Here is a 23,696-nt window from a genome sequence, read left to right as displayed (position 1 = left end):
ACAGTGGGCCGAACTAGGTGCGACTGGACGATCGGACCCTTCGGTGACTGCGAGGTCTACGAGGAGGACATTCTCCGATTAGTGGTTGATTACAGAACCGACGACCCAAATATTCCGACAGAACCACGAACAAAAGGAGTCATCACAATGTACTGCACAGCGCGTGGTCCTCAATTTACAGAATGTGAACCTTGGGTAAATACCACCATCGATTACCCACCGCAGGGGCCGTGGCCCTTCTGAGACAGGTAGTGAGCATGTCAATAAGCCGGGAAAGCGCGGAATGGCCAGTTCTTGTGCGCGCCGCTGCGGAACGAAAACTCCGTGAAGGATCGCATGGCGATTGGCCTACTCGAACCATAGCCACCTGGCTGGACGGTCCGTGGCTGCACATTGTATATCAACGTGAAGGGTGCCTCCCTTATTATGGACTCGCCTGGGATACAAGAAAGGGAATCGTTGGTTCAGAATGGCCTGACCCGGAATCCATCGGTTTCGAAATTGCCGCGTACGGGGTGTTCGAACCTCACGGAACTAGCGAACCTGATACGCATGGGTCCTCCTCTACGATTTACTGGGTAGGTAATCCGCCAACCTCGAATGTCTACGATATAGCGGATATTCCGCCAGGAGGCATCTGGAATTAGTTTTCCTTATGGAGACCATGATCGGGGCGCTCACGATTTGGCTCGAATACCTCAAGCTGTCGACTGCGCTGAACATAATCGGAGGTGTTTGATGTCCTCGCCGCAGTCGACGTTCTGAGCTGCACCAGGGTGGCCGATATAGGAAACGGATCGGACATTTACGCTGGTGACAGCGGTGCAGGTTGGGAGATGGCACACTGGTGCAGCTCAGAACGGAATTCGGTCTCCATGAGTTTGCTCATTTCAGGTTCTCCTCTCTGCGAGTCTGGACATTCATTACGGATGAGCACACCCTCGTGGGACTCCCACCAGGGTGTGCTGTTTGACGATCGTCAATCAGGACACCGGATTCACGACTGTTCGCCACGTGGAGAGAACAGGGCTGACGCGCACCGGCCGGGCCCGCTAGGCTCGGCGCAATGCTCGTATGGATCAACGGTGCGTTCGGTGCGGGAAAGACGCAGACTGCGTTCGAGTTGAATCGACGTGTACCTCGCTCTCACGTCGCCGATCCTGAACTCATCGGATTCGCGATCCACAAAATGCTTCCGGCCTCCGCGCGACGCGACTTTCAGGACCGACCCCAGTGGCGATCAACGGTAGTCGCGACCCTCGCCGACGCGGTGGCTGCCCACGACGGTCCGGTGATCGTTCCCATGACACTGGTCAACCCGGACTACTTCGACGAGATCATGGCCGGTCTGTCCACCGAGGGCGTTGACGTCAGACACTTCTCCCTCATCGCGTCACCCGACACCCTCCGGCGTCGACTACAAACCCGCACCGGCCACTGGCTGGGCCGCGCTACGGGAAGAGATGAAACCTGGGCTATGCAACAGATCAACCGTTGCGTGACCGCACTCGCCACAGAACGATTCACCGAACATGTCGATACCGACGATCGCACCGTCGACGACGTTGTAGAGCACATTGCGGCGCGCACGGACCTACACCTGACACACGACCGCCTGGCCCCCGTCCGCTATCAGCTCCGGCGAGCCGCAGTCGGCATCCGCCACATCAGAATCTGAGTACGGGGTGCCCGAACCCCGATGAACCAGTCCGAGTGAACCATCGCTGACTGGCACAGTTTCCTGCATCATCGGGAGATGACTTCACGGGGCGTTGTCCGATTCTGGAGGAGAGAAGACGGGTGGGGCGCCATCGACTGTGTGCAGACTCCAGGTGGCTGCTGGGTGCATTTCAGTGAAGTCGAAATCGATGGATTCCGAGCGCTCGACCCTGGCCAAGAGGTCGACTTCGAGTGGCAGAAGCCAACCGGCCGGGTAGAGGGCTTCGCATTCATGGCCACACAGGTACGCCCCGTCCGGGCCGAACACGATCGGTGACTGGTAGCCCTGGATTCAGTTCGGTGAGATGGATTCTGCTGGCCACCAACGATCGTCGGTGTCGACCGTGCACTGTGATTCTTCCGCGTGAGCCCGCAGGTCCGGAACCGATCCCTGTGGGACCGCCATTACGATCATGCGAGGCAGGTCGAGGTTGCTGATCCCCGGATACTTCTCGACGGCTTCCCGAATCTGGTCGGGAATCCGCATCTCCCGCCTGCGGTGGTAGTCCAGCAGCGAGTCCCTCTCGAACACACTGATCAGCCCGGCATCGAACCGCGCCTGCGGTGACGCATAGTCACCGAGACCGACCCGGATGAGGACCTCATCGTCGATCTCGTGGGCCCGATCGGACATCGTGTCCCACGTGTTCGGGTTCGTTCCCCGTTCGTTCCAGGCGCTGCGCGCCAGCGTCGACCGCGATACGCCGAGCTCGGCGGCCGTCGACCGCATCGACATCCCCAACTCGTGCCGACAAAACTGTGCGGCAGTCCATAGGCGTAGGTCCCGCACCTGCGTCCACGCTGCTGCCTCCGCGGCCGCTACTTCGTACGCTGCGATGAACTGTTGCCCCTCCACGTCGATGCTCATGTGGATCACAGTAGGACAGAACTCAGACATTGGCTTTATGCCGATCCGATTCCCCAGTATGGTTCATCATGCGCCATTTGACGACTAATGGACCACTTCGGACCGAATCAGTTGATAATCCGGGTGTCCTGTAAGACGATCCTCAACCAGCACAGTTTCGAGTGCAGGACCACAGCGGGCAGCGACACCTCGCTTGCACCCAATGGTTGGTGCTCTGGTTGTCGAGTGAGATGTCAGCGGCAGCAGTTCGGGTCCAGCACCATCCGCAGGGCTTCGAGGGACTCGGCGCGGGCACGGTAGAAGACGTTCATTCCACGTCGTTCGGATTCGACCATGCCGGCCTTGCGAAGCTGGCCGAGGTGGTGGCTGACGGTGGATTCGGCCAGGTCGACGCCGCTGGCGAGATCGCAGGTGCATACCTCACCGCCGTCGGCGGTGAGCAGGATCGACATGAGCTTGATGCGGACCGGGTCCGCCAGAGCCTTCAGGCGCAGTGCGAGTTCGAGAGCTGCGTTGTCGCTCATAGGTGCGGCCGAAACCGGTTCGCAGCAGATCGGGGCACTGACATCGATCACGGGCAGAGCTTTCGGCATACTTCAAGCTTAGCCACTTACTTGACATATGTCGAAAAGGTGGCGCATCCTGTACGCGTCCAGTATTTCGACATATGTCACACAGGTGGAGGATGTCATGTCCCGCGCACAACTCGCCCTCAACGTCGACGACCTGAAAGAAGCGGTCGCCTTCTACACGAAACTGTTCGGCACCGAACCGGCCAAACTCAAGCCCGGCTACGCGAACTTCGCGATCGCCGAACCGCCCCTGAAGCTGGTTCTGCTCGAAAACCCCGGCAAGGGCGGCACCATCAACCACCTCGGTGTGGAGGTCGAGTCGAGCGAGAAGGTCCACGCTGAGATCGCCCGCCTCACCGGCGAAGGGCTGTTCACCGACGAGGAGATCGGCACCACCTGCTGCTTCGCTACCCAGGACAAGGTGTGGGTCACCGGTCCGGCCGGGGAGAAGTGGGAGGTCTACACCGTCCTCGCCGATTCGGAGACCTTCGGTTCGAGCCCCCAGCACCTCGACGATCCGGCCGCCGCGGAGGGTGGCGTGTGCTGCGGCACCGCCGCCGCCCCGACCGAGGACAAGCAGGAGGCGCCGACCGCACCGTCCTGCTGCTGAACAACACCCCTCGATGTCGGCCACCGGATTCGGGTGGCCGACATCGGTGTCTTCAGCGACGGAGCCGGTCGGCAAGGTCGGTGACACGAGCGGCAATGTCGTCGCGGACCAACCGCATCCGTTCGATGCCGTCGATGCCGCGCTCGGACGGCTCGTCGGTGTCCCAGTTCTCGAACCGTGTCCCGGCCACCGGATCGAGACGGGCTTCGCGGCCGAGGGTGACCACGAGATCGACGTCCCGAACCAGGTCGGGGTCGACCAGTGTCGGAGTCTCGCCCGCGATGTCGACACCGACTTCGAGGAGCACTTCGGCCGCCAGGGCATTGATACTGGCGCCGGGCTTCGTACCGGCGGAGTGCACCGCGACGGTGTCGCCGGCGGCGGCTTTCATCAGGCCGGCGGCCATCTGGGATTTTCCGCCGTTCTTCACGCAGACGAACAGCACCGAGGGTGTGCTCACGGTCGAGGTCCTTTCACGCAGATCAGGTGTCGAGGTCGAGGTCGGCGACGGCGGTCTTGGCGGTGCGGCCGACGCCGAGGATGGTGGCCGAACCGGGACCGGTCCAGTCGCCGTACCCGAGCAGGTGCAGGCGCGGTTCCTTGAGTGATCGGGTGCCGGCGACCGGCACCGTGCCGGTGTGATCGCGCAGCCGCAACGGCCGCAGGTGTGCGAGGGCGGGCCGAAATCCCGTGGCCCACAGCACGACATCGGCGTGCTGGTGACGCTGTCCCCACGCGATGCCGTCGCGGGTGAGCCGGTCGAACATCGGTAGCGCGGTCATGACGCCACGGTCGCGGGCGGCAAGCACCTCCGGGACCATCACGATGTCCCCCAGTGCGGCGATGCCACCGGGATCGGGCCGTCCGGCGGCCAGCGCGATCGCCCGGCGGGAGGCGAGTTCGAACAAGGCCCGGCCGTCGACGCCGTCCGCCAGGAATCGTGGGGGCCGGTTAGTGACCCAGATGGTTCTTGCGGTGGTGGTGATCTCGGCGACGAGTTGAGCGGCGGAGTTGCCGCCCCCGACGATCACCACATCGGCGCCGCTGAACTCGGCCGGACTGCGGTAATCGACGGTGTGCAACTGCCGCCCGGTGAACACCTTCACACCTGGATAACTCGGGCAGAACGGCTGCTGCCAGGTACCGGTGGCGCTGATCACCCGACGCGTCCGCCACTGCCCGCGGTCGGTGTCGACGAGCAGGTCAGTATTGTCGCGCCGCACCGCCTGCACGCGCACCGGTCGCTCGATCGGCAGGTCGTAGCGGGTTTCGTAGGCGGAGAGATAGTCCACGACATGCCGTGCCGGTGGGAAACCGCCCGGCCAGCGGGGCATCGGCCACCCCGGCAGGGATGCGAATTCCGCCGGGGAGAACAGATGCAGCGACGGCCACATGTGCGGCCACGCCCCACCTGGCCGTTCCTGATCGTCGAGGATCACGAAGCGGTGCCCGGCCCGGCGCAGGTAGTAGCCGGCAGCCAGACCCGCCTGCCCACCGCCGATCACCACGACATCGACGTTCGTCATCGGAGAGCCTCGGGTCAGCGCGGGGTGGACGGGGCGGTCAACTCGGCGATGAGGGCTTCGACCTTGGCGCGGATGGCGTCCCGGATCGGGCGCACCGCCTCGAGGCCCTGCCCGGCCGGGTCGTCGAGCACCCAGTCGCGGTACGACTTGCCGGGGAACACCGGGCAGGTGTCCCCACAGCCCATCGTGATCACCACATCCGATGCCTGCACCGCCGCGGTGGTGAGGATCTTCGGGTTCTGACCGGAGATATCGATGCCGACCTCGGCCATCGCCACGACCGCGGCCGGGTTCACCTGCTCGGCCGGGGCGCTGCCGGCCGAACGCACCTCGATCCGGTCCCCGGCCAGAGCGGTGAGGAACCCGGCGGCCATCTGCGAGCGACCGGCGTTGTGGACACAGACGAACAACACACTCGGTGTGCTCACGGCTCAGACCTTTCGTGGCGCCGGCACCTGCGCCGACTCGTGACGGGTGAAGCGCTTCCGCAGGGCGAGTGAGACGTAGACCAGGGCAACCAGGACGGGAACCTCGATGAGCGGTCCGACCACCCCGGCCAGAGCCTGCCCGGAGGTCACCCCGAAGGTGCCGATCGCCACGGCGATGGCGAGCTCGAAGTTGTTGCCCGCCGCGGTGAATGCGAGCGTGGTGGTGCGTTCGTAGCCGAGGCCGATCGCGGCACCGAACAGGTATCCGCCGACCCACATGATCGCGAAGTACGCCAGCAGCGGCAGCGCGATCCGCACCACATCCAACGGGCGGGAGGTGATCTGCTCGCCCTGCAACGCGAACAGGATCACGATGGTGAACAGCAACCCGTAGAGCGCCCACGGCCCGATCTTCGGCAGGAAGGTGTCCTCGTACCAGGTGCGGCCCTTGGCTTTCTCGCCGAAGTAGCGGGTGAGGAACCCGGCGACCAGGGGAATGCCGAGGAAGATCAACACCGATTTCGCGATCTGCCACGGTGAGACGTCGAGGGCGGCCTGTTCGAGTCCGAGCCAGCCGGGGAGCACCGACAGGTAGAACCAGCCGAGCACGGCGAACATGATCACCTGGAAGACTGAGTTGATCGCCACCAGCACCGCCGCGGCTTCCCGGTCACCACAGGCGAGGTCGTTCCAGATGATGACCATCGCGATGCACCGGGCCAGACCCACAATGATCAGGCCGGTGCGGTATTCGGGCAGGTCCGGCAGCATCAGCCAGGCGAGCGCGAACATCAACGCCGGGCCGAGGATCCAGTTGAGGATCAGCGACGAGACCAACAGTTTGCGGTCGCCGGTGACGGTGTCGAGGCGGTCGTAGCGCACCTTGGCCAGCACCGGGTACATCATGATCAGCAGACCGAGGGCGATCGGCAGAGAAATGCCGTCGATCTCGATGAAACTCAGCGCTTCACCGAGTCCGGGAATCATCCGGCCGAGCAGCAGGCCCACGACGATGGCGGCGCCGATCCACACGGCCAGATACCGGTCGAGGGTCGACATCTTCCCGACGACCGCCGGGTGTTCGGTGTTCGTCGTGGTCATCGGGCCGGCTCCACGGCATCGTCGATCACAGTGCAGTCCGAACCCGGTAGGACCCCCACCTCGACAGAGAGCACGGCCGACAACTGGGCCAAGGCCGATGGGATCACCCGGTAGTACACCCACGTCCCGCGGCGCTCACAGTCGAGCAGGCCGGCCTCGCGCAGCACCTTGAGGTGATGTGAGATGGTCGGCTGGGACAGGTCGAAGGCCGGGCTGATATCGCACACGCAACTCTCGCCGCCCTGGTGGCTGGCGATCAGGCTCAGCATCCGCAGCCGTACCGGATCACCGAGAGCCTTGAACATCCGGGCCAGGTCTGCGGCCCAATCCGGCGTCAGTGGTTCCCGCGCCAGCGGAGCGCAACAGGCACCGCCCTTGGGATCTGCTTGTATCGACATACATCAATATTGACAGATATCGAATAGGACTCCAACTCGTCGGTTCTCATGGAGCCGTTCGTGGGCGATCCAGACCGTCGGCGCGGTATCACTACTACTTCAGGTGGCGATACAGCGTCGTGCGGCCGACACCGAGGATCTCCGCGATCTCGGTTTGACTCATCCCGTTGTCGCGCATCAGCTTCGCCTGCTTGATCTTCTTCGTCGTCATCTTCGGCGGCCGGCCCCCGAGTCGGCCGCGGGCCCGGGCTGCGGCGAGGCCGGCCGAGGTGCGTTCGCGGATGAGGTTGCGTTCGAACTCGGCGAGCGCGCCGAAAATGGAGAAGATCAGCTTGCCGCCGGCGGTCGTGGTGTCGATCGATTCGGTTACCGACCGGAAGCCGATGCCGCGCTCTTCGAGGTCGGTGACCACGTGAAGCAGATGTGGCAGGGACCGGCCGAGTCGATCGAGCCGCCACACCACCAGGGTGTCGCCAGCTCGTAGGTGGGAGAACAGGTCGTCGAGTTGCGGTCGGGCGGTGGTGGCACCGCTGGCGGTCTCGGTCCAGATCCGCGAACACCCTGCGGCTCTCAGTGCGTCGCTCTGCAGATCGAGGGTCTGATCGGTCGTTGAGACCCTCGCATAGCCCAATAGTTCGCTCACAGACTCGCAGTGTTCCATAACTCACCGACAAGCTTGGTTTTGAACCATCGGTTTCGGACATGAGTTTTGGAACCGTCGTCGACCCTGGTCGCTCGGTTCCGCCGTGGATGTTTCATATACGTTCGTTTTCGGAACAAGATCAAGCCTGCGGACCGATCCTCAAACAGCACACCCCGAAGGGGCCCGGCACTCGATCGCGTCCTGGGGAAGACGCCCGTCCGACCGTCCTGTTTAACCGTCCTGCATGTCGGTCTCGAATAGCTGACTCAAACAGCACTTTCGTCGCCTCATGGACGGAATCCTGATCGGCTATTCCCGATGCAGCACCACGGGCCAAGATCTGCAACCGCACCACGGAGCCCGCAAAGGCCGGAGTCCGCGACGACCGGCTCTATACGGACAAGGGCGCTCTATACGGACAAGGGCTACGCGGGAGACAATCGACATCGGCCCGGTCTGCGCGAAGCGCTCGCCGTCTGCCGCAGTCGTCAGCGCGGCAGACGCCGCCAGATCACGCGCGGCAACAGCCGCATCCCGAAGAACACCGGCCGCAGCACCGCCGGCACCCACACCTCCCCGCGCCCGCGGTGCAGCGCCCGCACCGTCGCGTCGGCGACCTGCGGTGGGGTGCTCGACAACGGCGCCGGGCTCATGCCCTCCGTCATCCGGCCGATCACGAAACCGGGGCGCACCAGCAGCAGCGACACGCCGCTGCCGTGCAGGGCATCCGCCAGACCGGACGCGAAACCGTCGAGGCCGGCCTTCGCGGAGCCGTAGACGTAGTTGGCGCGGCGCACCCGCCACCCGGCCACGGAGGAGAACACCACCAGCCGCCCCGAGCCCTGCGCGCGCAACCGCTGCGCCAGGTCGGTGAGCAACGCGACCTGCGCGAGGTAGTCGGTGTGCACGATCGACACCGCATGCGCCGCATCGGTTTCCGCGCGGGCCTGGTCGCCGAGGATGCCGAAGGCCAGCACCGCCACATCGATCGGCCCGAAGGCAGCGATGCGGTCGAGCACCGCGGTGTGGGTGTCGAGGGCGTCGGCGTCGAACTCGACCGGGTGCACCGCCGTCGCGCCCGCTGCCCGCACGGCGGCGCACTCGTCGGCCAGGTCGTCGGCGCGACGCGCGGCCAGGATCACGGTGCGGCCCGACGCGAGGCGGGTGGCGGTCTCGACGCCGATCTCGCTGCGTCCCCCGAAGATGACGACGGTTCCCTGCGCGGTGTGGTTCATGCGGCCAGTGTCCCGGGTCGAGCTCCGGGATGCAGTGGCGGGGTTCTACTGTCTGCGGGATGGACAGTGACCGCACCCCGAGCATCGACGTCTTCCTCGCCGATCTGAAGTCCCGCCGCGACCTCGCGACCGGGCACGCCGCCGAGGAGGGTTTCCCGGAGTTGGCCACCGTCCTGCTCACCGTCGCCGAACTCGACCGGCTGCTGGGCATCGTCGAGGACTACGACACCGAGATCCTCACCTACGAGGTTCTCACCGGCGCGCAGACGAAGTTCGCCCGCAAGATCCGCGCCCGCAACGAGGCGCTGCGGCAGGCCGCCGCCGACCATCCCGGTCCGCTCGCCGACAAGCTGCTCGCCCTGCTCGACGAACGCTGACCCGGCGGGACGGGATCAGCCCGGCAGCACCGTCAATCCGTGCGGGCGCAGGTTCATCGACTCGCAGCCGTCCTCGGTGACGACGACGATGTCCTCGATCCGCGCACCCCACTCACCGCGGAAGTAGATGCCCGGTTCGATGCTGAACGCCATACCGGGCTGCAGCGTGTCGTCGTTGCCGGAGACGATGTACGGCTCCTCGTGCACCGACAGGCCGATGCCGTGCCCGGTGCGGTGCACGAACGCCTCCCCGTAACCGGCGGCGGCGAGCAGGTTGCGGGCGGCGGCGTCGACGTCCTCGGCGCGCACCCCGGGACGCACCGCGTCGACCGCGGTCTGCTGCGCCTTCTCGAGCACCGCGATCTTCGTCGCGATCTCCGGGTCCGGTTCGCCGATGCTGTAGGTGCGGGTCGAATCCGAGTAGTAGCCCGGTTCGACGGGACCACCGATGTCGATGACGACGATGTCGCCGGACTCGATGACCCGGTCGGACACCTCGTGGTGCGGGTCGGCGCCGTGCGGGCCGGAACCGACGATGACGAACGCCGCCGCGGTGTGCCCCTCTTCGAGGATCGCGGCGGTGATGTCCGCGGCCACCTCGGCTTCGGTGCGTCCCGCGCGCAACCATTCACCCATGCGGGCATGCACCCGGTCGATGGCGGCACCGGCGCGGCGCAACGCCTCGACCTCGTCGGCGTCCTTGACCATCCGCAGCTGCCGGATCACCGACGTCGCCAGCGCCGGGACGCTGCCGAACCGGGCGGTCAGCGGCACCAGGTGCAGCGCCGGCATCGCCTCGGCCACCGCGAACGCCCCCACCGTCGCGACGAGTTCGCGCACGAGCGCGTAGGGGTCCTGACCGTCCACCCAGTCGCGTACCGGCAGACCGAGTTCACCGATGGCGGAGTCGTTCAGCGACGCCAACTCCAGCCGCGGCACCACCACGGTGGCGCCGGAGCCGTCGGTGGGGATCACCAGGCAGGTCAGGCGCTCGAACGACTCGGCGCGCGAACCGGTGAGATACCGCAGATCCGGTCCGGGGGTGATGAGCAGCGCGTCGAAGCCGGCGGCGGCACCGAGTTCAGCGGCGCGGGCCAGGCGGGCCGCGTAACGGTCGGCGGGGAATCGGGGGGCGGCAGTGGTCATGTCTTCGAGCCTAGTGGCCGCGGCCGGATGGCAGGATGTGGTCCGTGACCGCACCGGAGAACTCCACGCCCGCACCGGACCCCACGCTGATGCTGCTCGACGGCGCGAGCCTGTGGTTCCGCGCCTTCCATGCCATCCCGGAGAAGGTCACCGCCCCGGACGGCAGCCCGGTCAACGCGGTGCGCGGCTTCGTGGACATGGTGGCGTCGCTGATCCGCACCCACCGCCCCACCCGATTGGTGGTGTGCCTGGATTTGGACTGGCGCCCGGCCTTCCGGGTCGCGGCGATCCCGAGTTACAAGGCGCACCGGGTCGCCGCCGGGTCGGACGGCACCGTCGAGGAGGTCCCGCCCGCGCTGCTGCCGCAGGTGCCGGTGATCCTCGAGGTGCTCGCCGCCGCCGGCATCGCCACCGGCGGCGCGGCCGGTTTCGAAGCCGACGACGTGCTCGGCACCCTCGCCGCCCGCGAGACCACGGACCGGGTGATCGTGGTCAGCGGCGACCGCGACCTGTTGCAGGTCGTCACCGACAGCCCGGTGCCGGTGCGGGTGCTCTACGCCGGGCGCGGCCTGGCCAAGGCCGAGTTGTTCGATCCGGCGCTGGTCGCCGAACGTTACGGGGTGCCCGCCGAGCGGGCCGGCGCCGCCTACGCCGAACTCGCGGCGCTGCGCGGCGACCCGTCGGACGGACTCCCGGGTGTCAAGGGTGTCGGGGAGAAGACCGCCGCGTCGCTGCTGCAGCAGTACGGCTCCCTCGATGCGGTGCGCGCGGCGGCGCTCGACGAGTCGACGTCGCTGGCGAAGGGCATGCGGGTCAAACTCGCCGCCGCGGCGGACTATCTGGATGCGGCGCTGCCGGTGGTGCGAGTCGCCACCGACGCGGACGTCGAATTGTCCCGCTCGGACGTGTTGCCGGCGGAACCGGCCGATCCGGAGCAGCTCACCGCGCTGGCGCAGCGGTGGGGTCTGGAACGGCCGGTGTCCGCGCTGGTCGCGGCCCTGGCCGACCGCTGACCGCGTCCGGTCAGTTGGGGCGGCCGACCTCGTAGGTGCCGTTGTCGTCGGTGACGGTGACGGTCACCTCCCGGAACTGGCCGTCGACGGTGACCGCGCACGTGAAGCTGTGCCCGGCCTCGACCTTCTGATCGCTGGGGCACTGCACGTCGCCGACCTGCCCGGCCCCGTAGGACTCGGTGAGCACCTTCGCGATGCCGGCCTGGGTGGATTCGGTGTCGAGGACTTTCCCGCCGAACATCGTCGCGGCGAGGATCCCGACGATGGCGAGCACCACGACGAGCCCGACGCCGCCGAGGATCCACGGCAGTTTCGACTTCCCCGTGTGGGGGCCGTTCTGCTGCGGTGTGCCGGGCTGCTGCCAGGTGTTCGCGGGCGCTCCCCAGGGCTGCGTCCCGGCGGGCTGCTGTCCACCCCACCCGGGGCCGGGTTGTGCCGGTTGCTGACCGGGCGCGCCCCACGGCTGGGCTCCTGGCTGCTGGCCCCAGCCCGGTGCCTGCCCTGGTACCTGTTGACCGGGTGCCTGCTGTCCCCAGCCGGGGGCGGGGTGCTGCGGGGCCGGGCCCCACCCCTGTTGCGGCGCACCGGTCGGCGCACCCCACGGATTCTGGTGCCCGGGACCGGGCTGCCCGGGAGTCTGCTGCCCGACGGGCGGCGCCCACCCGGGCTGCGGAGCGTTCCCACCCGCACCGGTGTCGGGTTGCCACGGCGACTGCCCGGTGGGCGACTGCCCCCAGCCGGTGCCGCTGCCCTGCCCCCACTGCTGCTGGCCGGCGGGCGGCGCCCAGGGCGATCCGGGCTGTTCACCGGCCCCGGACGTCGGGTTCGGTGTCCACGGATCCGTCGATTCCGGCGGCCTCTGCCCCGGCGAGTCCTGCGGTTCGTTCGGCCCGGTCATCGTCGTCTCCACTCACCCTTCCCGTTGTGTGCCCATACGGTAGCGTCCACCCGCCGCGCGGGCATCCACGCCTACCGGGCGCCCCGCACACCCCGCGGGGGCCGGCTCATTCGGCGGTGGGATCGACGGCGACGACCCCGCGGCGCACCGCCCCGACCGCCTTGCCGGCGGTGCGGGCGAGCTCCGGATCGTCCGCGCAGGTGCGGATCTGGTCGAGCAGATCGATCAGCTGCCGGCACCACCGCACGAAATCCCCGGGTGAGAGTTCCTTGCCGGCGGCTTCGGCGGCGACGAGCGCCTCGGTCAGCGACGCGGTGGACGCCCAGGTGTAGGCGGCGGTGACGAAACCCAGATCCGGTTCGCGGGTCGGCGGCAGCCGGTGCCGGATCTCGTCGGCCCGCAACCCGTCGCAGATCCGGGTGGTCTCGGCCAGCGCGTGCCGGATCGGGCCGGTCGGTCCGACGACGGTGACCGGTTCGTCGGTGCGCGACTCGTAGATCACCGCCGAGGCGACCGCCGCGAGTTCGGCGGCGGACAGTCCCGCCCAGGCGCGGCGGCGCACGCATTCGGCGACCAGCAGATCCGATTCGGTGTAGATGCGGGCGAGCCGCTCCCCCGCCTCGGTGGTCGCCGGATCGTCCCCCTCGGTGAGATAGCCGCGCTCGGTGAGCAACGCGACGATCTTCTCGAAGGTGCGCGCCAGCGAATCCGTCGCCGCGGCGGCCTTGCGGCGCTGCTGCTGGGTGTCGCGCAGCAACCGGTGATAGCGCTCCCCGACCCGCGCGAGCGAATCGAGATCGGGGTGCTTGCGGGCCGGATGGTGCTTGAGTTCGCGGCGCAACGCGTCGATCTCACGGGTGTCGCCCTTGGACCTGCTGCGCTTGGGGCGGCGCGGCGGCACGAGACCCTTCGACCGCAACGCCGACGCGATGTCGCGGCGGCCACGGCCGGTGCGGTGATCGACGTGCCGCGGCAACCGCAGCTTGCCCAGCACCGTGGCCGGTACCGGGAAATCTCCCGCCGAGAGGCGACCGGACCAGGCGTCGGCGGTGACGACCTGCGGCCGGGGATCACCGGCGTCGGTGTCCGGCAGCACCACCACGGCGAGGCCGGTGTGTCTACCGGCGGGCACGGCGATGATGTCGCCGCGCCGCAGGGTCACCAGCGACGCCACCGCCGCGGCCCGGCGATCCTGCTTGCCGCGCCGCTCGTGGGCACGTTCGGCGTCGGTCAGCTCCGTGCGCAGCCGCAGATAGTCGAGGATCTCGCTGCCCTCACCGCCGAGCTGCTCGCGCAACTGCGCGAGGGTGGCCTCGTTGCGGTCGATGCCGCGTTTGAGACCGACCACCGACTTGTCGGCCTGGAACTGGGCGAAGGACATCTCCAGCAGCGCCCGCGACCGGTCCACGCCGACGGCGTCGATGAGGTTGACCGCCATGTTGTAGGACGGGCGGAACGAGCTGCGCAGCGGGAAGGTGCGGGTGGAGGCGAGCCCGGCGACCGAGGCCGGTTCGATGCCCGGCTGCCACAGCACCACCGCGTGACCCTCGACATCGATGCCGCGCCGCCCGGCCCGGCCGGTCAGCTGCGTGTACTCGCCGGGGGTCAGCTCGGCGTGGGTGTCGCCGTTGAACTTGACGAGCTTCTCGAGCACCACGGTGCGGGCCGGCATGTTGATGCCCAGCGCGAGGGTCTCGGTGGCGAACACCGCCCGCACCAGCCCCCGCACGAACAGTTCTTCGACGGTGTGCCGGAAGGCCGGCAGCATCCCGGCGTGATGGGCGGCGATACCGCGTTCGAGCGCGGTGCGCCACGACGCGTAACCGAGGACCTCGAGGTCACCGCGCGGCAGATCCCGGGTGCGCTCGTCGACGATCCGGCGGATCTCCGCGGCCTCGGTCTCGTCGGTCAGATACAGGCCCGAACGCAGGCACTGCTGCACTGCGGCGTCGCAACCGGCGCGGCTGAACACGAAGGTGATGGCCGGCAGCAGACCGTCGCGGTCGAGGCGGACGATGACCTCCGGGCGCGGCGGCGGCCGGAAGCGGGGGCCGCGTTCACCCCAGCGGTCCATCCCGGACAGGCTCTGCCGTTGCCGCACCGCCGACGCCAGTTCCGGGTTGACGACGATGTCGCGGCGCCGCCGGGTCGGGGCGGTGTCGGCGCGGCGGTCGAACAGGTCGTAGATGCGGGAGCCGACCATCATGTGCTGGTGCAGCGGGATGGGCCGCACCTCGTCGACGACGACGGTGGTGTCGCCGCGCACCGTGGTCATCCAGTCACCGAACTCCTCGGCGTTCGACACCGTCGCCGACAGCGACGCCAGCCGCACGTCCTCGGGCAGGTGCAGGATCACCTCCTCCCACACCGCGCCGCGGAACCGGTCGGCGAGGAAGTGCACCTCGTCCATCACCACGTGGGTGAGCCCGATCAGGGCGGTGGACGACGCGTAGATCATGTTGCGCAGCACCTCGGTGGTCATCACGACCACCGGCGCGTCGGCGTTGACGGACTGGTCGCCGGTGAGCAGACCCACCGACTCGCGGCCGTGCCGGGCACACAGATCGGCGTACTTCTGGTTGCTCAGCGCCTTGATCGGGGTGGTGTAGAAGCACTTGGACCCGCTCTGCAGCGCCAGATACACCGCGAACTCGCCGACGACGGTCTTACCGGCACCGGTGGGGGCGCACACCAGCACCGAATGCCCATTCGCGAGGGCGCGGCAGGCCTCGATCTGGAACGGGTCGAGCGGGAACCCGAGCCCGGTCGCGAACTCCGCGAGTTGCGGGGTGGGGACGAGCGGCGCGGTGCCGGTCTCGTCGTCACCGGCAGCGCCGGGGGTGGAAGCGCCGGTCACAGGGTGTCGGAGTAGTCGGTGCGGGCCGGATCGGTGGGGGCTGCCGGCTCCACCGGGCTCGGGGCCGGGATCGTCGAACCCTCGTCGTCGTCGAGATCTGCCCAGCCTTCGGCGCGGGCCTTGCGGGCGCGGCGCCGGTCGGTCAGCCGGGCGATCTGGATGGCGAACTCCACGAGCAGCGTCAACGCCAACGCCAGCGCCAGCATGGAGAACGGATCCTGACCGGGGGTGGCGATCGCGGCGAAGACGAACACCGCCATGATCAGCCCGCGCCGCCACGCCTTGAGCTTCTCGTAGGGCAGCACCCCGACGCCGTTGAGCGCGACGATCACCAGCGGGATCTCGAAGGACACCCCGAAGATGACGAGCAGGTTGATGAGGAACCCGAAGTATTCGGCGCCCGACAGGGCGGTCACCTGCACGTCGTTGCCGATGGTGAGCAGGAACGACAAGGCGTGGGAGATCACCAGATAGGCCAGCACGGCACCGGTGACGAACAGCGCCGCACCGCAGGTGACGAAGCCGACCGCGTAGCGGCGTTCCTTGCGGTACAGGCCGGGGGTGACGAACGCCCACATCTGGTACAGCCAGATCGGGCACGCCATGACGATGCCGGCGGTCGCGGCGACCTTCAGGCGCAGCATGAACTGCTCGAACGGGCCGGTGGCGAGCAGGCGGCACGCCCCGTCGTTGCTCAGGTCGGCGCGGGCCGAGGCGGGTAGGTCGCAGTAGGGGCCGCGCAGGATCTCCCCGAGGCTCTCGAGGCCGAACAGGCTGCGGCTGTACCAGACGAATCCGAGGATGGTGGTGAGCACGATCGCAGCGAGAGCGATCAGCAGACGCGTGCGCAATTCGTAGAGGTGCTCGACCAGCGACATGGTGCCGTCGGGATTGGTCTTGCGCCGGCTTCGGCGCGGATCGAACGGGATGCGCACGGTGCGGTTCTCAGCTCCTGTCGAGACCACCGGCGTTCGGGCGTGCCGGGGTCAGCGGAACGCCGGGACACCCGTGGTGGGCGCCCCGGCAGGATGAACGTCGGTCAGGCAGACCGCGGTTCGGTGTGCGTGTTCGGCGCGGTGGGATCGGCTGTCGGCTGCGCGGCCGGCAACGGATTCGGCGCCGGCTGCTGCGGCGCGGACGCCCGGGCGTCGTCGTTCTGCATCTCCTTGACCTCGCTCTTGAAGATCCGGAGCGAACGACCGAGACCGCGCGCGGCGTCGGGCAGCTTCTTCGAACCGAAGAGAATCACGACCACCAGCGCCACGATGGCCCAGTGCCAGGGGCTCATTGCACCCATTTACAACAACCTCCACTGATCGGCTCCGATCGATGCTACCGGACCTCGAGCACACCCTGAGGCCCCGCGCAGGTGTATCCACCCACAATTTGCAGAGGATTCACACAGATGTTTCACAACGCGACCGTCACGGTGTCGGACCCGCACCGCGGGTCGCGTCCTCCCGGCCGAGTTCGGCGTAGGCGGCCAGCGCCGCCTCGGCCCGCGCCCGCACCGCGGCCCGCAACTCCGGTGGGTCGAGCACCTGCACCCCGGCGCCGAGACCGACGAGCAGCCGCGCCATCCATCCCGGCGACGCGTACCGCATCGACGCCTCGCAACTGCCGTCGGGCAGCACCTGCACGTCGGTGAGCGGGTAGTAGTCGAGCAGCCACGTATAGGCCGGGGCGATGCGCAACCGCGCGGCGGGCAGCGACGGGTCGCCCTCGAACAGTTCGAGGTGCTCGTCGTCGGTGATCGCCCGATGCGGGGGCCGCGCCGGCTCGTCGAGCACGGTGGCGGCGTCGATGCGGTCGAAGCGGAACAGCCGCACCCCCTCGGCGCTGCGGCACCACGCCTGCAGATAGGCGTGCTCGTCGATGATGACGATGCGGATCGGGTCGACGTCGCGTTCGGAGACGGTGTCGCGGGAGGCCGAATAGTAGGTCAGGTGCACGGCGCGACCGTCGCGCACCGCGGCCCGCACCTGTCCGGCCGCATCCGAGTCCGCGGCCGCCTCCGGATCCGGTTCGGCAGTCGCCGCGGTGGCGGCATCGGCGGGCAGCGCGGCGGTCCCGGCCGCCGCCTCGATCTTCGCGATCGCCGACTGCGCCGCGGACGGGTCGACGACCCCGGGCATCTCCTGCAGCGACCGCAGCGCCACGAGCAGCGCGGTGGCCTCGGTGGAGGTCAACCGCAGGGGACGTTCGATACCGGCGGTGAAGGTCACCACGATGCTGTCCTCGGAGAACGACAGGTCGATCAGGTCACCGGGTCCGTAGCCGGGCAGCCCGCACACCCACAGCTGGTTCAGATCGTCCATCACCTGCTTCGGAGTGACCCCGAGATCACGGGCGGCCTCGGCCGCGCTGATGCCCGGGTGGGCCAGGAAGTAGGGCACGAGATTGAGCAGCCGTCCCAGTCGCGCCGACAGTCGTGTGCTCATCGCTCCTCCTCCCCCGCATCCGTGGCCGCCTGTTCGAGAATGCGGTGCACCTCGGCCCGCAACTCCGGCGGGTCGAGCACCAACGCGTCCGCGCCCTGCCCGGCGACGATCCGGGCGATCCACTCCCACGAGCGCACCGGCACCTCGAGTTCCACCCCGTCCCGCTCTCCGATCCGCCGGGCCGCGCCGGACCGTCCGAGCCGGCGCAACTCCCACGCGCGGCCGTCGGCCACCCACAGGCGCGCCGACCCGCTCACCTCCGCCGGGGAGGTCGCGGCGAGCACCCGCCCCCGCAGATCCACCCCCTCCGGGATCTGCACCGCCCCCTCCGGGCCGATCGCGGTGATCTCGTCGCCGATGCGCGAGAGCCGGAAGGTGCGCACCGCGTCGCGATCGCGGTCGTGGCCGACGAGATACCAGCGGCCGTGCACGGTGACCACACCCCACGGTTCGACGGTGCGCGTCGACCACGGCTCGGTCGGGGAACTGCGGTGGGTGAACCGCACCGCGCGGCGCGCGTCGATCGCGGCGAGCAACGCCGTCAACGCGGGTTCGGAGCCGCGGGCGCGCGGCGGCAGCGGCGCCACCACGTCCCCGCCGTCGGTGTCGACGCGGATCCCGGCGGCGCGCAACTTGAGCACCGCGCCCTGCGCGGCGGCGGTCAACTCCGGCGATTCCCACAGCGCGGCGGCGACGGCCACGGCGGCGGTCTCCTCGCGGGTGAGGTCGATCTCGGGAAGTTCGTAGGCGTCGCGGTTGATGCGGTAGCCCTCCACCGTCGACGACCGCGACGGCCGGCCCGTCTCGAGGGGCACCCCGAGATCGCGCAGTTCGTTCTTGTCCCGCTCGAACATGCGGCTGAACGCCTCGTCGCTCGCGCATTCGGAGTAGCCGGCCACCGAGGCACGGATCTTCTCCGCGGTCACGAACTGTCGGGTGGACAGCAGCGCGATGACCAGGTTCACCAGCCGTTCGACTTTCGAGATCGCCACGCGCCAACCCTAGTGCCCGCACGCCGCCGGCACCGCATCACCGTCCATCGGATCGGACCGGATGGTCCGATCCGATGGACGGCGGTACTCACATGGAGGCGATGAGCCGTTCGACGCGTTCGTCCACCGACCGGAACGGGTCCTTGCACAACACGGTGCGCTGCGCCTGATCGTTGAGCTTCAGGTGCACCCAGTCGACGGTGAAATCGCGGCCCGCGGCCTGCGCGGCGGCGATGAAATCACCGCGCAGCTTCGCGCGGGTGGTCTGCGGTGGGGTGTTCACCGCCGCGTCGACGGACTCGTCGTCGGTGGCCCGCGCCGCCAGCCCCTTGCGCTGCAGCAGGTCGAACACGCCGCGACCGCGCTTGATGTCGTGATAGGCCAGGTCGAGCTGGGCGATCTTCGGGTCGGACAGCTCCATGCTGTAGCGGTCCTGGTAGCGCTGGAACAGCTTGCGCTTGATCACCCAGTCGATCTCGGTGTCGACCTTCGCGAAGTCCTGCGATTCGACGGCGTCGAGGACACGGCCCCACAGGTCCACCACCTGCGCGACGTGCGGATCGGGTTCGCGCTGGTGCAGATACTCCACCGCCCGCGCGTGGTATTCGCGCTGGATGTCCAGCGCGCTGGCCTGCCGGCCCCCGGCCAGGCGCACCGGGCGCCGGCCGGTCAGGTCGTGGGAGACCTCGCGGATGGCACGGATCGGGTTGTCGAGCGCGAAGTCGCGGAACGGAACCCCGGCCTCGATCATCTCGAGCACCAGCGCCGCCGACCCCACCTTGAGCATGGTGGTGGTCTCGGACATGTTCGAGTCCCCGACGATCACGTGCAGGCGCCGGTACTTCTCGGCGTCGGCGTGCGGCTCGTCGCGGGTGTTGATGATCGGCCGCGACCGGGTGGTCGCCGACGAGACACCCTCCCAGATGTGCTCGGCGCGTTGCGACAGGCAGAAGGTGGCGGCCTTGGGGGTCTGCAGCACCTTCCCGGCGCCGCAGATCAGCTGGCGGGTCACCAGGAAGGGCAGCAGCACATCGGAGATGCGGGAGAACTCGCCGACGCGGGCGACGAGATAGTTCTCGTGGCAGCCGTAGGAGTTGCCCGCCGAATCGGTGTTGTTCTTGAACAGGAAGATGTCGCCGCCGATGCCTTCCTCGGCGAGACGCTGCTCGGCGTCGATGAGCAGTTCCTCGAGGACCCGCTCGCCGGCATGGTCGTGCTCGACGAGCTGGAGCAGGTCGTCGCACTCGGCGGTGGCGTACTCGGGGTGCGAACCGACATCGAGATACAGTCGCGCCCCGTTCCGCAGGAAGACGTTCGAACTGCGCCCCCAGGACACCACCCGGCGGAACAGATAGCGGGCCACCTCGTCGGGGCTCAACCGACGATGCCCGTGGAAGGTACACGTGACGCCGAACTCCGTCTCGATACCCATGATTCGTCGCTGCACACCTCGACAGTACCGCGCGAACCCGACCCCCATGGGTCGCAACGACATCTACGGTCGAGGTGTGATCGTTCCCGAGCGTTACCGCACCGCCGACCGGGCCCTGTTCGAGCGCTCCGGGGCGCTGCGCCCGTCCCCCGCCGACCCGCTGCTGCGCGATCTCGGGCGGGCCGCCGACCACAGTGTGCTGTGGGTCGCGTGCGCCGCGGTGTGCGCCGCCGCCGGGGGTCACGCCCGCCGCGGCGCGGTGCGGGGACTGTTGTCGGTGGCCGGGGCCAGCGCCCTGACCAACGGGCTGCTCAAACCGCTGCTGCCGCGCCGCCGCCCCCCGGCGCGCACCGACCCGAAGTTCGCGCGCCGCACGGTGCCGATCCCCCGTTCGTCGTCGTTCCCGTCCGGGCACGCGGCCTCCGCGGCGGCGTTCGCGACCGGGATGGCGCTCGAATCCCCTGCGGCCGGGGCGGTTCTGGCGCCGTTGGCCGCGGCGGTGGCCTATTCGCGGGTGCACACCGGTGTGCACTGGCCCGGCGATGTGGTCGTCGGTGCCGCGGTCGGGGCGACGGTGGCGTGGTCGACGCGCCGCTGGTGGGCGGTGCGCAACCGCGAACCGGCCGACGTGCAGGTCGCGGCGGCCGCACCCGCCCTCCCGAGCGGCGAGGGGATGCTGCTGGTCGTCAACCGCGACGCCGGGACCGCCGAGGAGATCGCCGCGGCCGTCACCGCCGCGCTGCCGGGGGTGCGGCGCGTCGACCTGGATCCCGACCGCGATCCGGCGGAGCAACTGGGGCGGCTGCTGACCGAGGACCGACCGCAGGCGGTGGGGGTGTGCGGCGGGGACGGCACCGTCGCGGCGGTGCTCGACGTCGCCGTCGACGCGCGACTGCCGGTGGCGGTCTTCCCCGGCGGCACCCTCAACCATTTCGCACTCGATCTCGGGGTGGTGGACCTGGACGAGACGGTGCGGGCGGTCACCGCCGGGCAGGCTGTGGCCGTCGGGCTCGGGCAGGTCACGGTCACCGGACCGGACGGACGCACGGTGCGGCGGTTCGTCAACACCGCCAGCCTCGGCGGCTACCCGGATACGGTGCGGTTGCGGCAACACTGGGAACCGCGGATCGGCAAGTGGCCGGCGGCGGGCCTGGCGATGCTCGCGGTGCTGCGCACGGCGAGCCCGATGCCGGTCCGCATCGACGGGGCGGGGCGGGCGGTGTGGTTGCTGTTCGTCGGCAACGGCCGCTACACCCCGGCAGATCAGGTGCCGATGTCCCGCGCACATCTGGATCCGGGCACCCTCGACGTGCGGTATCTACCCGCAGAGAGCCGGTTCTCGCGGCTGCGGCTGCTGGTCGCTGCGGCGACCGGCACCCTCGGCGCGTCACCGATGTACCGGCAGCGGCACAGCCCGACCCTGTCGGTGGAGGTCATCGGGAATCCGGTGGCGTTGGCCACCGACGGGGAGGTCCTCGCCGACGGCACCGGTTTCACGTTCGAGGTGGTGCCGTCGGCGTTGACGGTCTATCGGCTCGCGGCGGATCAGCCCGCCTCGGGACCGGACCCGGTATCCGAACCGGTCGCGGTCTCGGACCCCGACTCGGGAGCCGGATCGGCGGGCGCCTCCGACGGCGCCGCCTGAGCGGAACCGGTGCTGGGCAGCAGCGCCTCGAGCGCCGCCCCCGAGATGCGCCGGAAGGCGCGGCGCGGCCGCTGCTTCTCGAGCACCGCGACCTCGAGTTCCCCGCGGCCGAGAACCCGCGGCGCCGCATCGGCGGTGGCGGGTTGCTGCAGCGCGGTCACCGCCACGGCGACGGCCTCGTCGAGCGGCAGACCCGGCTTGTAGGACGAGCGCAACGCCGTGACGATCGGTTCGGTGTTGCCGCCCATCACCACGAACTGTGGTTCGTCGACGATCGACCCGTCGTAGGTGATGCGGTACAGCTGCGGGCCGTCCTCGGTGTCGGCGCGCCCGACCTCGGCGACGCAGATCTCCACCTCGTACGGCTTGGGCTGCTCGGTGAAGATCGTGCCGAGGGTCTGCGCGTAGGCGTTCGCCAGCGCCCGCCCGGTCACGTCCCGCCGGTCGTAGGAGTAACCGCGCATATCGGCGTGCATGATCCCGGCACGCCGCAGATTCTCGAACTCGTTGTACTTGCCGACGGCGGCGAAACCGACCCGGTCGTACAGTTCGCTGATCTTGTGCAGTGCCTTCGACGGATTCTCCGCCACCAGCAGCACACCGTCGGCGTAGGTCAACGCGATCACCGACCGGCCCCGGGCGATGCCCTTACGGGCCAGCTCCGAGCGATCGCGCATGATCTGCTCGGCGGACGCATAGTACGGAAGTGTCACCGGGCATCTCCTGCGGTGCGGTCGGCCACGATGGTGCGGGCCAGATCGGACAGGGTTTCCTCCGCGACCGCCACGGCCCCGGCCGCGGTGATCACCACCGCCGTCGGGTAGATCCCGCGGGTGGTGTCGGGACCACCGGTGGCGGTGTCGTCGTCGGCCGCGTCGTACAACGCCTCGACGGCGCTGCGCAGCGCGCTCTGCTCGTCGGCGTCGGCGCGGTAGAGCTTCTTGAGCGACGAGCGGGCGAACAACGATCCGGAGCCGACCGCGTGGTAGCCGGCGCGTTCCTCGTAACGGCCACCGACCACGTCGTAGGACACGATCCGCCCGGCGCGGTGCGCGTCAGGCGCGTCGAGGTCGAAACCGACCAGCAGCGGCACCACGGCCAGGCCCTGCATGGCCGCGCCGAGATTGCCGCGCACCATCGACGACAGCCGATTGGCCTTGCCGTCGAAGGTCAGCGGCACGCCTTCGATCTTCTCGTAGTGCTCGAGTTCGACCGCGAACAGCCGTACGAGCTCGATCGCCAGGCCCGCGGTGCCGGCGATACCGGCCGCCGAGTAGTTGTCGGTGATGAACACCTTGTCGACATCGCGGGAGGCGATCAGGTTGCCCATGGTCGCGCGCCGGTCGCCGGCGATGAGCACACCCCCGTCGAAGGTCAGCGCCACGATGGTGGTGCCGTGCGGGGCGAGGTCCACGTGGTCACCTCGTTCGAACCGGAACCGGTTCTCCGGCAACATCTCCGGGGCGTGCATCCGCAGGTGGTCGGAGAACGACGACAAGGGCGACGCGAGGTGCAGCTTCGGCTGCACCTCGCGGTAGGGAAGAGAGGACCGTTCGGCTGTCACTGGCCACCTTTCTGCACATATGCCCGCACGAAGTCCTCCGCGTTCTCCTCGAGCACGTCGTCGATCTCGTCGAGAAGATCGTCGGTCTCCGAGGCGAGCTTCTCGCGACGCTCCTGACCGGCACCGCCGTCACCGACGACCTCGTCGTCGTCTCCGCCGCCACCGCGTGTGGTCTGCTCCTGTGCCATAGCCGCCGACCTCCTCCTGTACTCGGCGCGGAACCGTCACCGG

At 68.7% G+C, this 23,696-nt stretch carries 26 protein-coding genes; 6 read left to right on the top strand and 20 right to left on the bottom strand.

What is annotated here, in order from left to right:
- Nucleotides 1–1,066 precede the first annotated feature (1,066 nt).
- Together U9J23_RS12905 and U9J23_RS12900 are read left to right on the top strand one after the other, a co-directional pair.
- The gene (locus tag U9J23_RS12905) at nt 1,067–1,678 is read left to right on the top strand and encodes an AAA family ATPase (RefSeq protein ID WP_145708934.1); all 612 of its coding nucleotides are present in this window, start codon (nt 1,067–1,069) and stop codon (nt 1,676–1,678) included.
- A gap of 78 nt (nt 1,679–1,756) precedes the next feature.
- A complete protein-coding gene (locus U9J23_RS12900; protein WP_145708933.1) occupies nt 1,757–1,996 on the top strand; it encodes a cold-shock protein in 240 nt (79 codons plus the stop codon).
- A gap of 15 nt (nt 1,997–2,011) precedes the next feature.
- On the opposite strand, the gene U9J23_RS12895 is transcribed toward U9J23_RS12900, so the two are convergent.
- Both U9J23_RS12895 and U9J23_RS12890 read right to left on the bottom strand, forming a co-directional pair.
- The gene (locus U9J23_RS12895; RefSeq protein WP_229582702.1) at nt 2,012–2,587 is read right to left on the bottom strand and encodes a hypothetical protein; all 576 of its coding nucleotides are present in this window, start codon (nt 2,585–2,587) and stop codon (nt 2,012–2,014) included.
- Nucleotides 2,588–2,820: 233 nt separating this feature from the next.
- A complete protein-coding gene (locus U9J23_RS12890; protein ID WP_230825425.1) occupies nt 2,821–3,180 on the bottom strand; it encodes an Rv2640c family ArsR-like transcriptional regulator in 360 nt (119 codons plus the stop codon).
- Nucleotides 3,181–3,277: 97 nt separating this feature from the next.
- On the opposite strand from U9J23_RS12890, the gene U9J23_RS12885 reads away from it, so the two are divergent.
- Nucleotides 3,278–3,769, top strand: coding sequence for an ArsI/CadI family heavy metal resistance metalloenzyme (locus U9J23_RS12885; RefSeq protein ID WP_326598212.1), 492 nt, complete (start codon nt 3,278–3,280; stop codon nt 3,767–3,769).
- Between the two features lie 52 nt (nt 3,770–3,821).
- On the opposite strand, the gene U9J23_RS12880 is transcribed toward U9J23_RS12885, so the two are convergent.
- From U9J23_RS12880 to U9J23_RS12850, 7 genes are all read right to left on the bottom strand, one after another.
- Nucleotides 3,822–4,229 carry an arsenate-mycothiol transferase ArsC gene (locus tag U9J23_RS12880; RefSeq protein WP_230825419.1) on the bottom strand — a complete coding sequence of 136 codons (408 nt, stop codon included), beginning with the start codon at nt 4,227–4,229 and terminating at the stop codon, nt 3,822–3,824.
- Between the two features lie 22 nt (nt 4,230–4,251).
- Complete coding sequence (locus U9J23_RS12875; protein WP_230825418.1) at nt 4,252–5,295, bottom strand: ArsO family NAD(P)H-dependent flavin-containing monooxygenase; 1,044 nt, start codon at nt 5,293–5,295, stop codon at nt 4,252–4,254.
- Nucleotides 5,296–5,309: 14 nt separating this feature from the next.
- A complete protein-coding gene (locus tag U9J23_RS12870) occupies nt 5,310–5,723 on the bottom strand; it encodes an arsenate reductase ArsC (RefSeq protein WP_256062354.1) in 414 nt (137 codons plus the stop codon).
- Nucleotides 5,724–5,726: 3 nt separating this feature from the next.
- Nucleotides 5,727–6,824: an ACR3 family arsenite efflux transporter gene (gene arsB, locus U9J23_RS12865; protein WP_230825415.1), complete on the bottom strand. Its 1,098-nt coding sequence runs from the start codon at nt 6,822–6,824 to the stop codon at nt 5,727–5,729.
- Nucleotides 6,821–7,222 (bottom strand): ArsR/SmtB family transcription factor, encoded by a 402-nt coding sequence (locus tag U9J23_RS12860; protein WP_230825412.1) that lies wholly within the window; start codon nt 7,220–7,222, stop codon nt 6,821–6,823. The genes arsB and U9J23_RS12860 overlap by 4 nt, the downstream gene beginning before the upstream one ends.
- 94 nt (nt 7,223–7,316) lie before the next feature.
- A complete protein-coding gene (locus U9J23_RS12855; protein ID WP_272267531.1) occupies nt 7,317–7,865 on the bottom strand; it encodes a recombinase family protein in 549 nt (182 codons plus the stop codon).
- A 488-nt stretch (nt 7,866–8,353) separates the two neighbouring features.
- Nucleotides 8,354–9,100, bottom strand: coding sequence for an SDR family NAD(P)-dependent oxidoreductase (locus U9J23_RS12850; RefSeq protein WP_085470576.1), 747 nt, complete (start codon nt 9,098–9,100; stop codon nt 8,354–8,356).
- Between the two features lie 59 nt (nt 9,101–9,159).
- Here U9J23_RS12850 and U9J23_RS12845 point away from each other — a divergent pair, with 59 nt between their 5' ends.
- On the top strand, nt 9,160–9,477 hold the full coding sequence (locus U9J23_RS12845; RefSeq protein ID WP_024101048.1) for a hypothetical protein: 318 nt from the start codon (nt 9,160–9,162) through the stop codon (nt 9,475–9,477).
- A gap of 15 nt (nt 9,478–9,492) precedes the next feature.
- Here U9J23_RS12845 and U9J23_RS12840 read toward each other — a convergent pair whose 3' ends face one another.
- Nucleotides 9,493–10,623 (bottom strand): M24 family metallopeptidase, encoded by a 1,131-nt coding sequence (locus tag U9J23_RS12840; RefSeq protein ID WP_085470577.1) that lies wholly within the window; start codon nt 10,621–10,623, stop codon nt 9,493–9,495.
- Nucleotides 10,624–10,658: 35 nt separating this feature from the next.
- Between U9J23_RS12840 and U9J23_RS12835 the strand changes: the two genes are divergently transcribed.
- Nucleotides 10,659–11,636, top strand: coding sequence for a 5'-3' exonuclease (locus U9J23_RS12835; RefSeq protein WP_229579254.1), 978 nt, complete (start codon nt 10,659–10,661; stop codon nt 11,634–11,636).
- A gap of 10 nt (nt 11,637–11,646) precedes the next feature.
- Here U9J23_RS12835 and U9J23_RS12830 read toward each other — a convergent pair whose 3' ends face one another.
- From U9J23_RS12830 to pafA, 7 genes are all read right to left on the bottom strand, one after another.
- The gene (locus tag U9J23_RS12830; protein WP_272267523.1) at nt 11,647–12,534 is read right to left on the bottom strand and encodes a DUF4333 domain-containing protein; all 888 of its coding nucleotides are present in this window, start codon (nt 12,532–12,534) and stop codon (nt 11,647–11,649) included.
- A gap of 106 nt (nt 12,535–12,640) precedes the next feature.
- Entirely contained in the window at nt 12,641–15,391 is a 2,751-nt protein-coding gene (locus U9J23_RS12825; RefSeq protein WP_272267520.1) for a DEAD/DEAH box helicase, read from the bottom strand.
- A complete protein-coding gene (gene tatC, locus U9J23_RS12820) occupies nt 15,388–16,326 on the bottom strand; it encodes a twin-arginine translocase subunit TatC (protein ID WP_059384515.1) in 939 nt (312 codons plus the stop codon). Before tatC ends, U9J23_RS12825 begins: the two co-directional genes overlap by 4 nt.
- 104 nt (nt 16,327–16,430) lie before the next feature.
- The gene (gene tatA, locus U9J23_RS12815; RefSeq protein WP_059384488.1) at nt 16,431–16,688 is read right to left on the bottom strand and encodes a Sec-independent protein translocase subunit TatA; all 258 of its coding nucleotides are present in this window, start codon (nt 16,686–16,688) and stop codon (nt 16,431–16,433) included.
- A 127-nt stretch (nt 16,689–16,815) separates the two neighbouring features.
- On the bottom strand, nt 16,816–17,832 hold the full coding sequence (locus U9J23_RS12810; RefSeq protein WP_059384487.1) for a helix-turn-helix transcriptional regulator: 1,017 nt from the start codon (nt 17,830–17,832) through the stop codon (nt 16,816–16,818).
- Nucleotides 17,829–18,824: a helix-turn-helix transcriptional regulator gene (locus tag U9J23_RS12805; protein ID WP_059384486.1), complete on the bottom strand. Its 996-nt coding sequence runs from the start codon at nt 18,822–18,824 to the stop codon at nt 17,829–17,831. The genes U9J23_RS12810 and U9J23_RS12805 overlap by 4 nt, the downstream gene beginning before the upstream one ends.
- A gap of 88 nt (nt 18,825–18,912) precedes the next feature.
- Nucleotides 18,913–20,271 (bottom strand): Pup--protein ligase, encoded by a 1,359-nt coding sequence (gene pafA / locus U9J23_RS12800; RefSeq protein ID WP_095092094.1) that lies wholly within the window; start codon nt 20,269–20,271, stop codon nt 18,913–18,915.
- A 31-nt stretch (nt 20,272–20,302) separates the two neighbouring features.
- Between pafA and U9J23_RS12795 the strand changes: the two genes are divergently transcribed.
- A complete protein-coding gene (locus tag U9J23_RS12795) occupies nt 20,303–21,901 on the top strand; it encodes a bifunctional phosphatase PAP2/diacylglycerol kinase family protein (protein WP_272267516.1) in 1,599 nt (532 codons plus the stop codon).
- Here U9J23_RS12795 and prcA read toward each other — a convergent pair.
- Genes prcA through U9J23_RS12780 form a run of 3 tightly spaced genes read right to left on the bottom strand, consistent with a single transcriptional unit; the run spans nt 21,802 to nt 23,653 of the window.
- Nucleotides 21,802–22,614, bottom strand: a complete 813-nt coding sequence (prcA, locus tag U9J23_RS12790; protein ID WP_326598183.1) for a proteasome subunit alpha — start codon at nt 22,612–22,614, stop codon at nt 21,802–21,804. The two genes, U9J23_RS12795 and prcA, sit on opposite strands and share 100 nt — an antisense overlap.
- A complete protein-coding gene (prcB, locus tag U9J23_RS12785) occupies nt 22,611–23,465 on the bottom strand; it encodes a proteasome subunit beta (protein ID WP_059384482.1) in 855 nt (284 codons plus the stop codon). The genes prcA and prcB overlap by 4 nt, the downstream gene beginning before the upstream one ends.
- Nucleotides 23,462–23,653, bottom strand: coding sequence for a ubiquitin-like protein Pup (locus tag U9J23_RS12780; RefSeq protein ID WP_059384481.1), 192 nt, complete (start codon nt 23,651–23,653; stop codon nt 23,462–23,464). Before U9J23_RS12780 ends, prcB begins: the two co-directional genes overlap by 4 nt.
- Nucleotides 23,654–23,696 lie beyond the last annotated feature (43 nt).

This window comes from Rhodococcus sp. PD04, from assembly GCF_035918275.1.
Classification (GTDB): domain Bacteria; phylum Actinomycetota; class Actinomycetes; order Mycobacteriales; family Mycobacteriaceae; genus Rhodococcus; species Rhodococcus rhodochrous.
Note: the sequence above shows the minus strand (reverse complement) of the source record. Positions and strands in the feature narration are given on the sequence as shown.

Bases quoted from the DNA above. Each gene is read 5' to 3' on its own strand.
- U9J23_RS12840 (WP_085470577.1), bottom strand. From the start codon at position 10,623: ATGACCACTGCCGCCCCCCGATTCCCCGCCGACCGTTACGCGGCCCGC.
- U9J23_RS12835 (WP_229579254.1), top strand. From the start codon at position 10,659: ATGTGGTCCGTGACCGCACCGGAGAACTCCACGCCCGCACCGGACCCC.
- U9J23_RS12895 (WP_229582702.1), bottom strand. From the start codon at position 2,587: ATGAGCATCGACGTGGAGGGGCAACAGTTCATCGCAGCGTACGAAGTA.
- U9J23_RS12860 (WP_230825412.1), bottom strand. From the start codon at position 7,222: ATGTCGATACAAGCAGATCCCAAGGGCGGTGCCTGTTGCGCTCCGCTG.
- U9J23_RS12830 (WP_272267523.1), bottom strand. From the start codon at position 12,534: ATGACCGGGCCGAACGAACCGCAGGACTCGCCGGGGCAGAGGCCGCCG.
- U9J23_RS12905 (WP_145708934.1), top strand. From the start codon at position 1,067: ATGCTCGTATGGATCAACGGTGCGTTCGGTGCGGGAAAGACGCAGACT.
- U9J23_RS12885 (WP_326598212.1), top strand. From the start codon at position 3,278: ATGTCCCGCGCACAACTCGCCCTCAACGTCGACGACCTGAAAGAAGCG.
- U9J23_RS12900 (WP_145708933.1), top strand. From the start codon at position 1,757: ATGACTTCACGGGGCGTTGTCCGATTCTGGAGGAGAGAAGACGGGTGG.
- arsB (WP_230825415.1), bottom strand. From the start codon at position 6,824: ATGACCACGACGAACACCGAACACCCGGCGGTCGTCGGGAAGATGTCG.
- U9J23_RS12810 (WP_059384487.1), bottom strand. From the start codon at position 17,832: ATGAGCACACGACTGTCGGCGCGACTGGGACGGCTGCTCAATCTCGTG.
- U9J23_RS12845 (WP_024101048.1), top strand. From the start codon at position 9,160: ATGGACAGTGACCGCACCCCGAGCATCGACGTCTTCCTCGCCGATCTG.
- U9J23_RS12795 (WP_272267516.1), top strand. From the start codon at position 20,303: ATGGGTCGCAACGACATCTACGGTCGAGGTGTGATCGTTCCCGAGCGT.
- U9J23_RS12780 (WP_059384481.1), bottom strand. From the start codon at position 23,653: ATGGCACAGGAGCAGACCACACGCGGTGGCGGCGGAGACGACGACGAG.
- U9J23_RS12875 (WP_230825418.1), bottom strand. From the start codon at position 5,295: ATGACGAACGTCGATGTCGTGGTGATCGGCGGTGGGCAGGCGGGTCTG.
- U9J23_RS12850 (WP_085470576.1), bottom strand. From the start codon at position 9,100: ATGAACCACACCGCGCAGGGAACCGTCGTCATCTTCGGGGGACGCAGC.
- U9J23_RS12890 (WP_230825425.1), bottom strand. From the start codon at position 3,180: ATGCCGAAAGCTCTGCCCGTGATCGATGTCAGTGCCCCGATCTGCTGC.
- tatA (WP_059384488.1), bottom strand. From the start codon at position 16,688: ATGGGTGCAATGAGCCCCTGGCACTGGGCCATCGTGGCGCTGGTGGTC.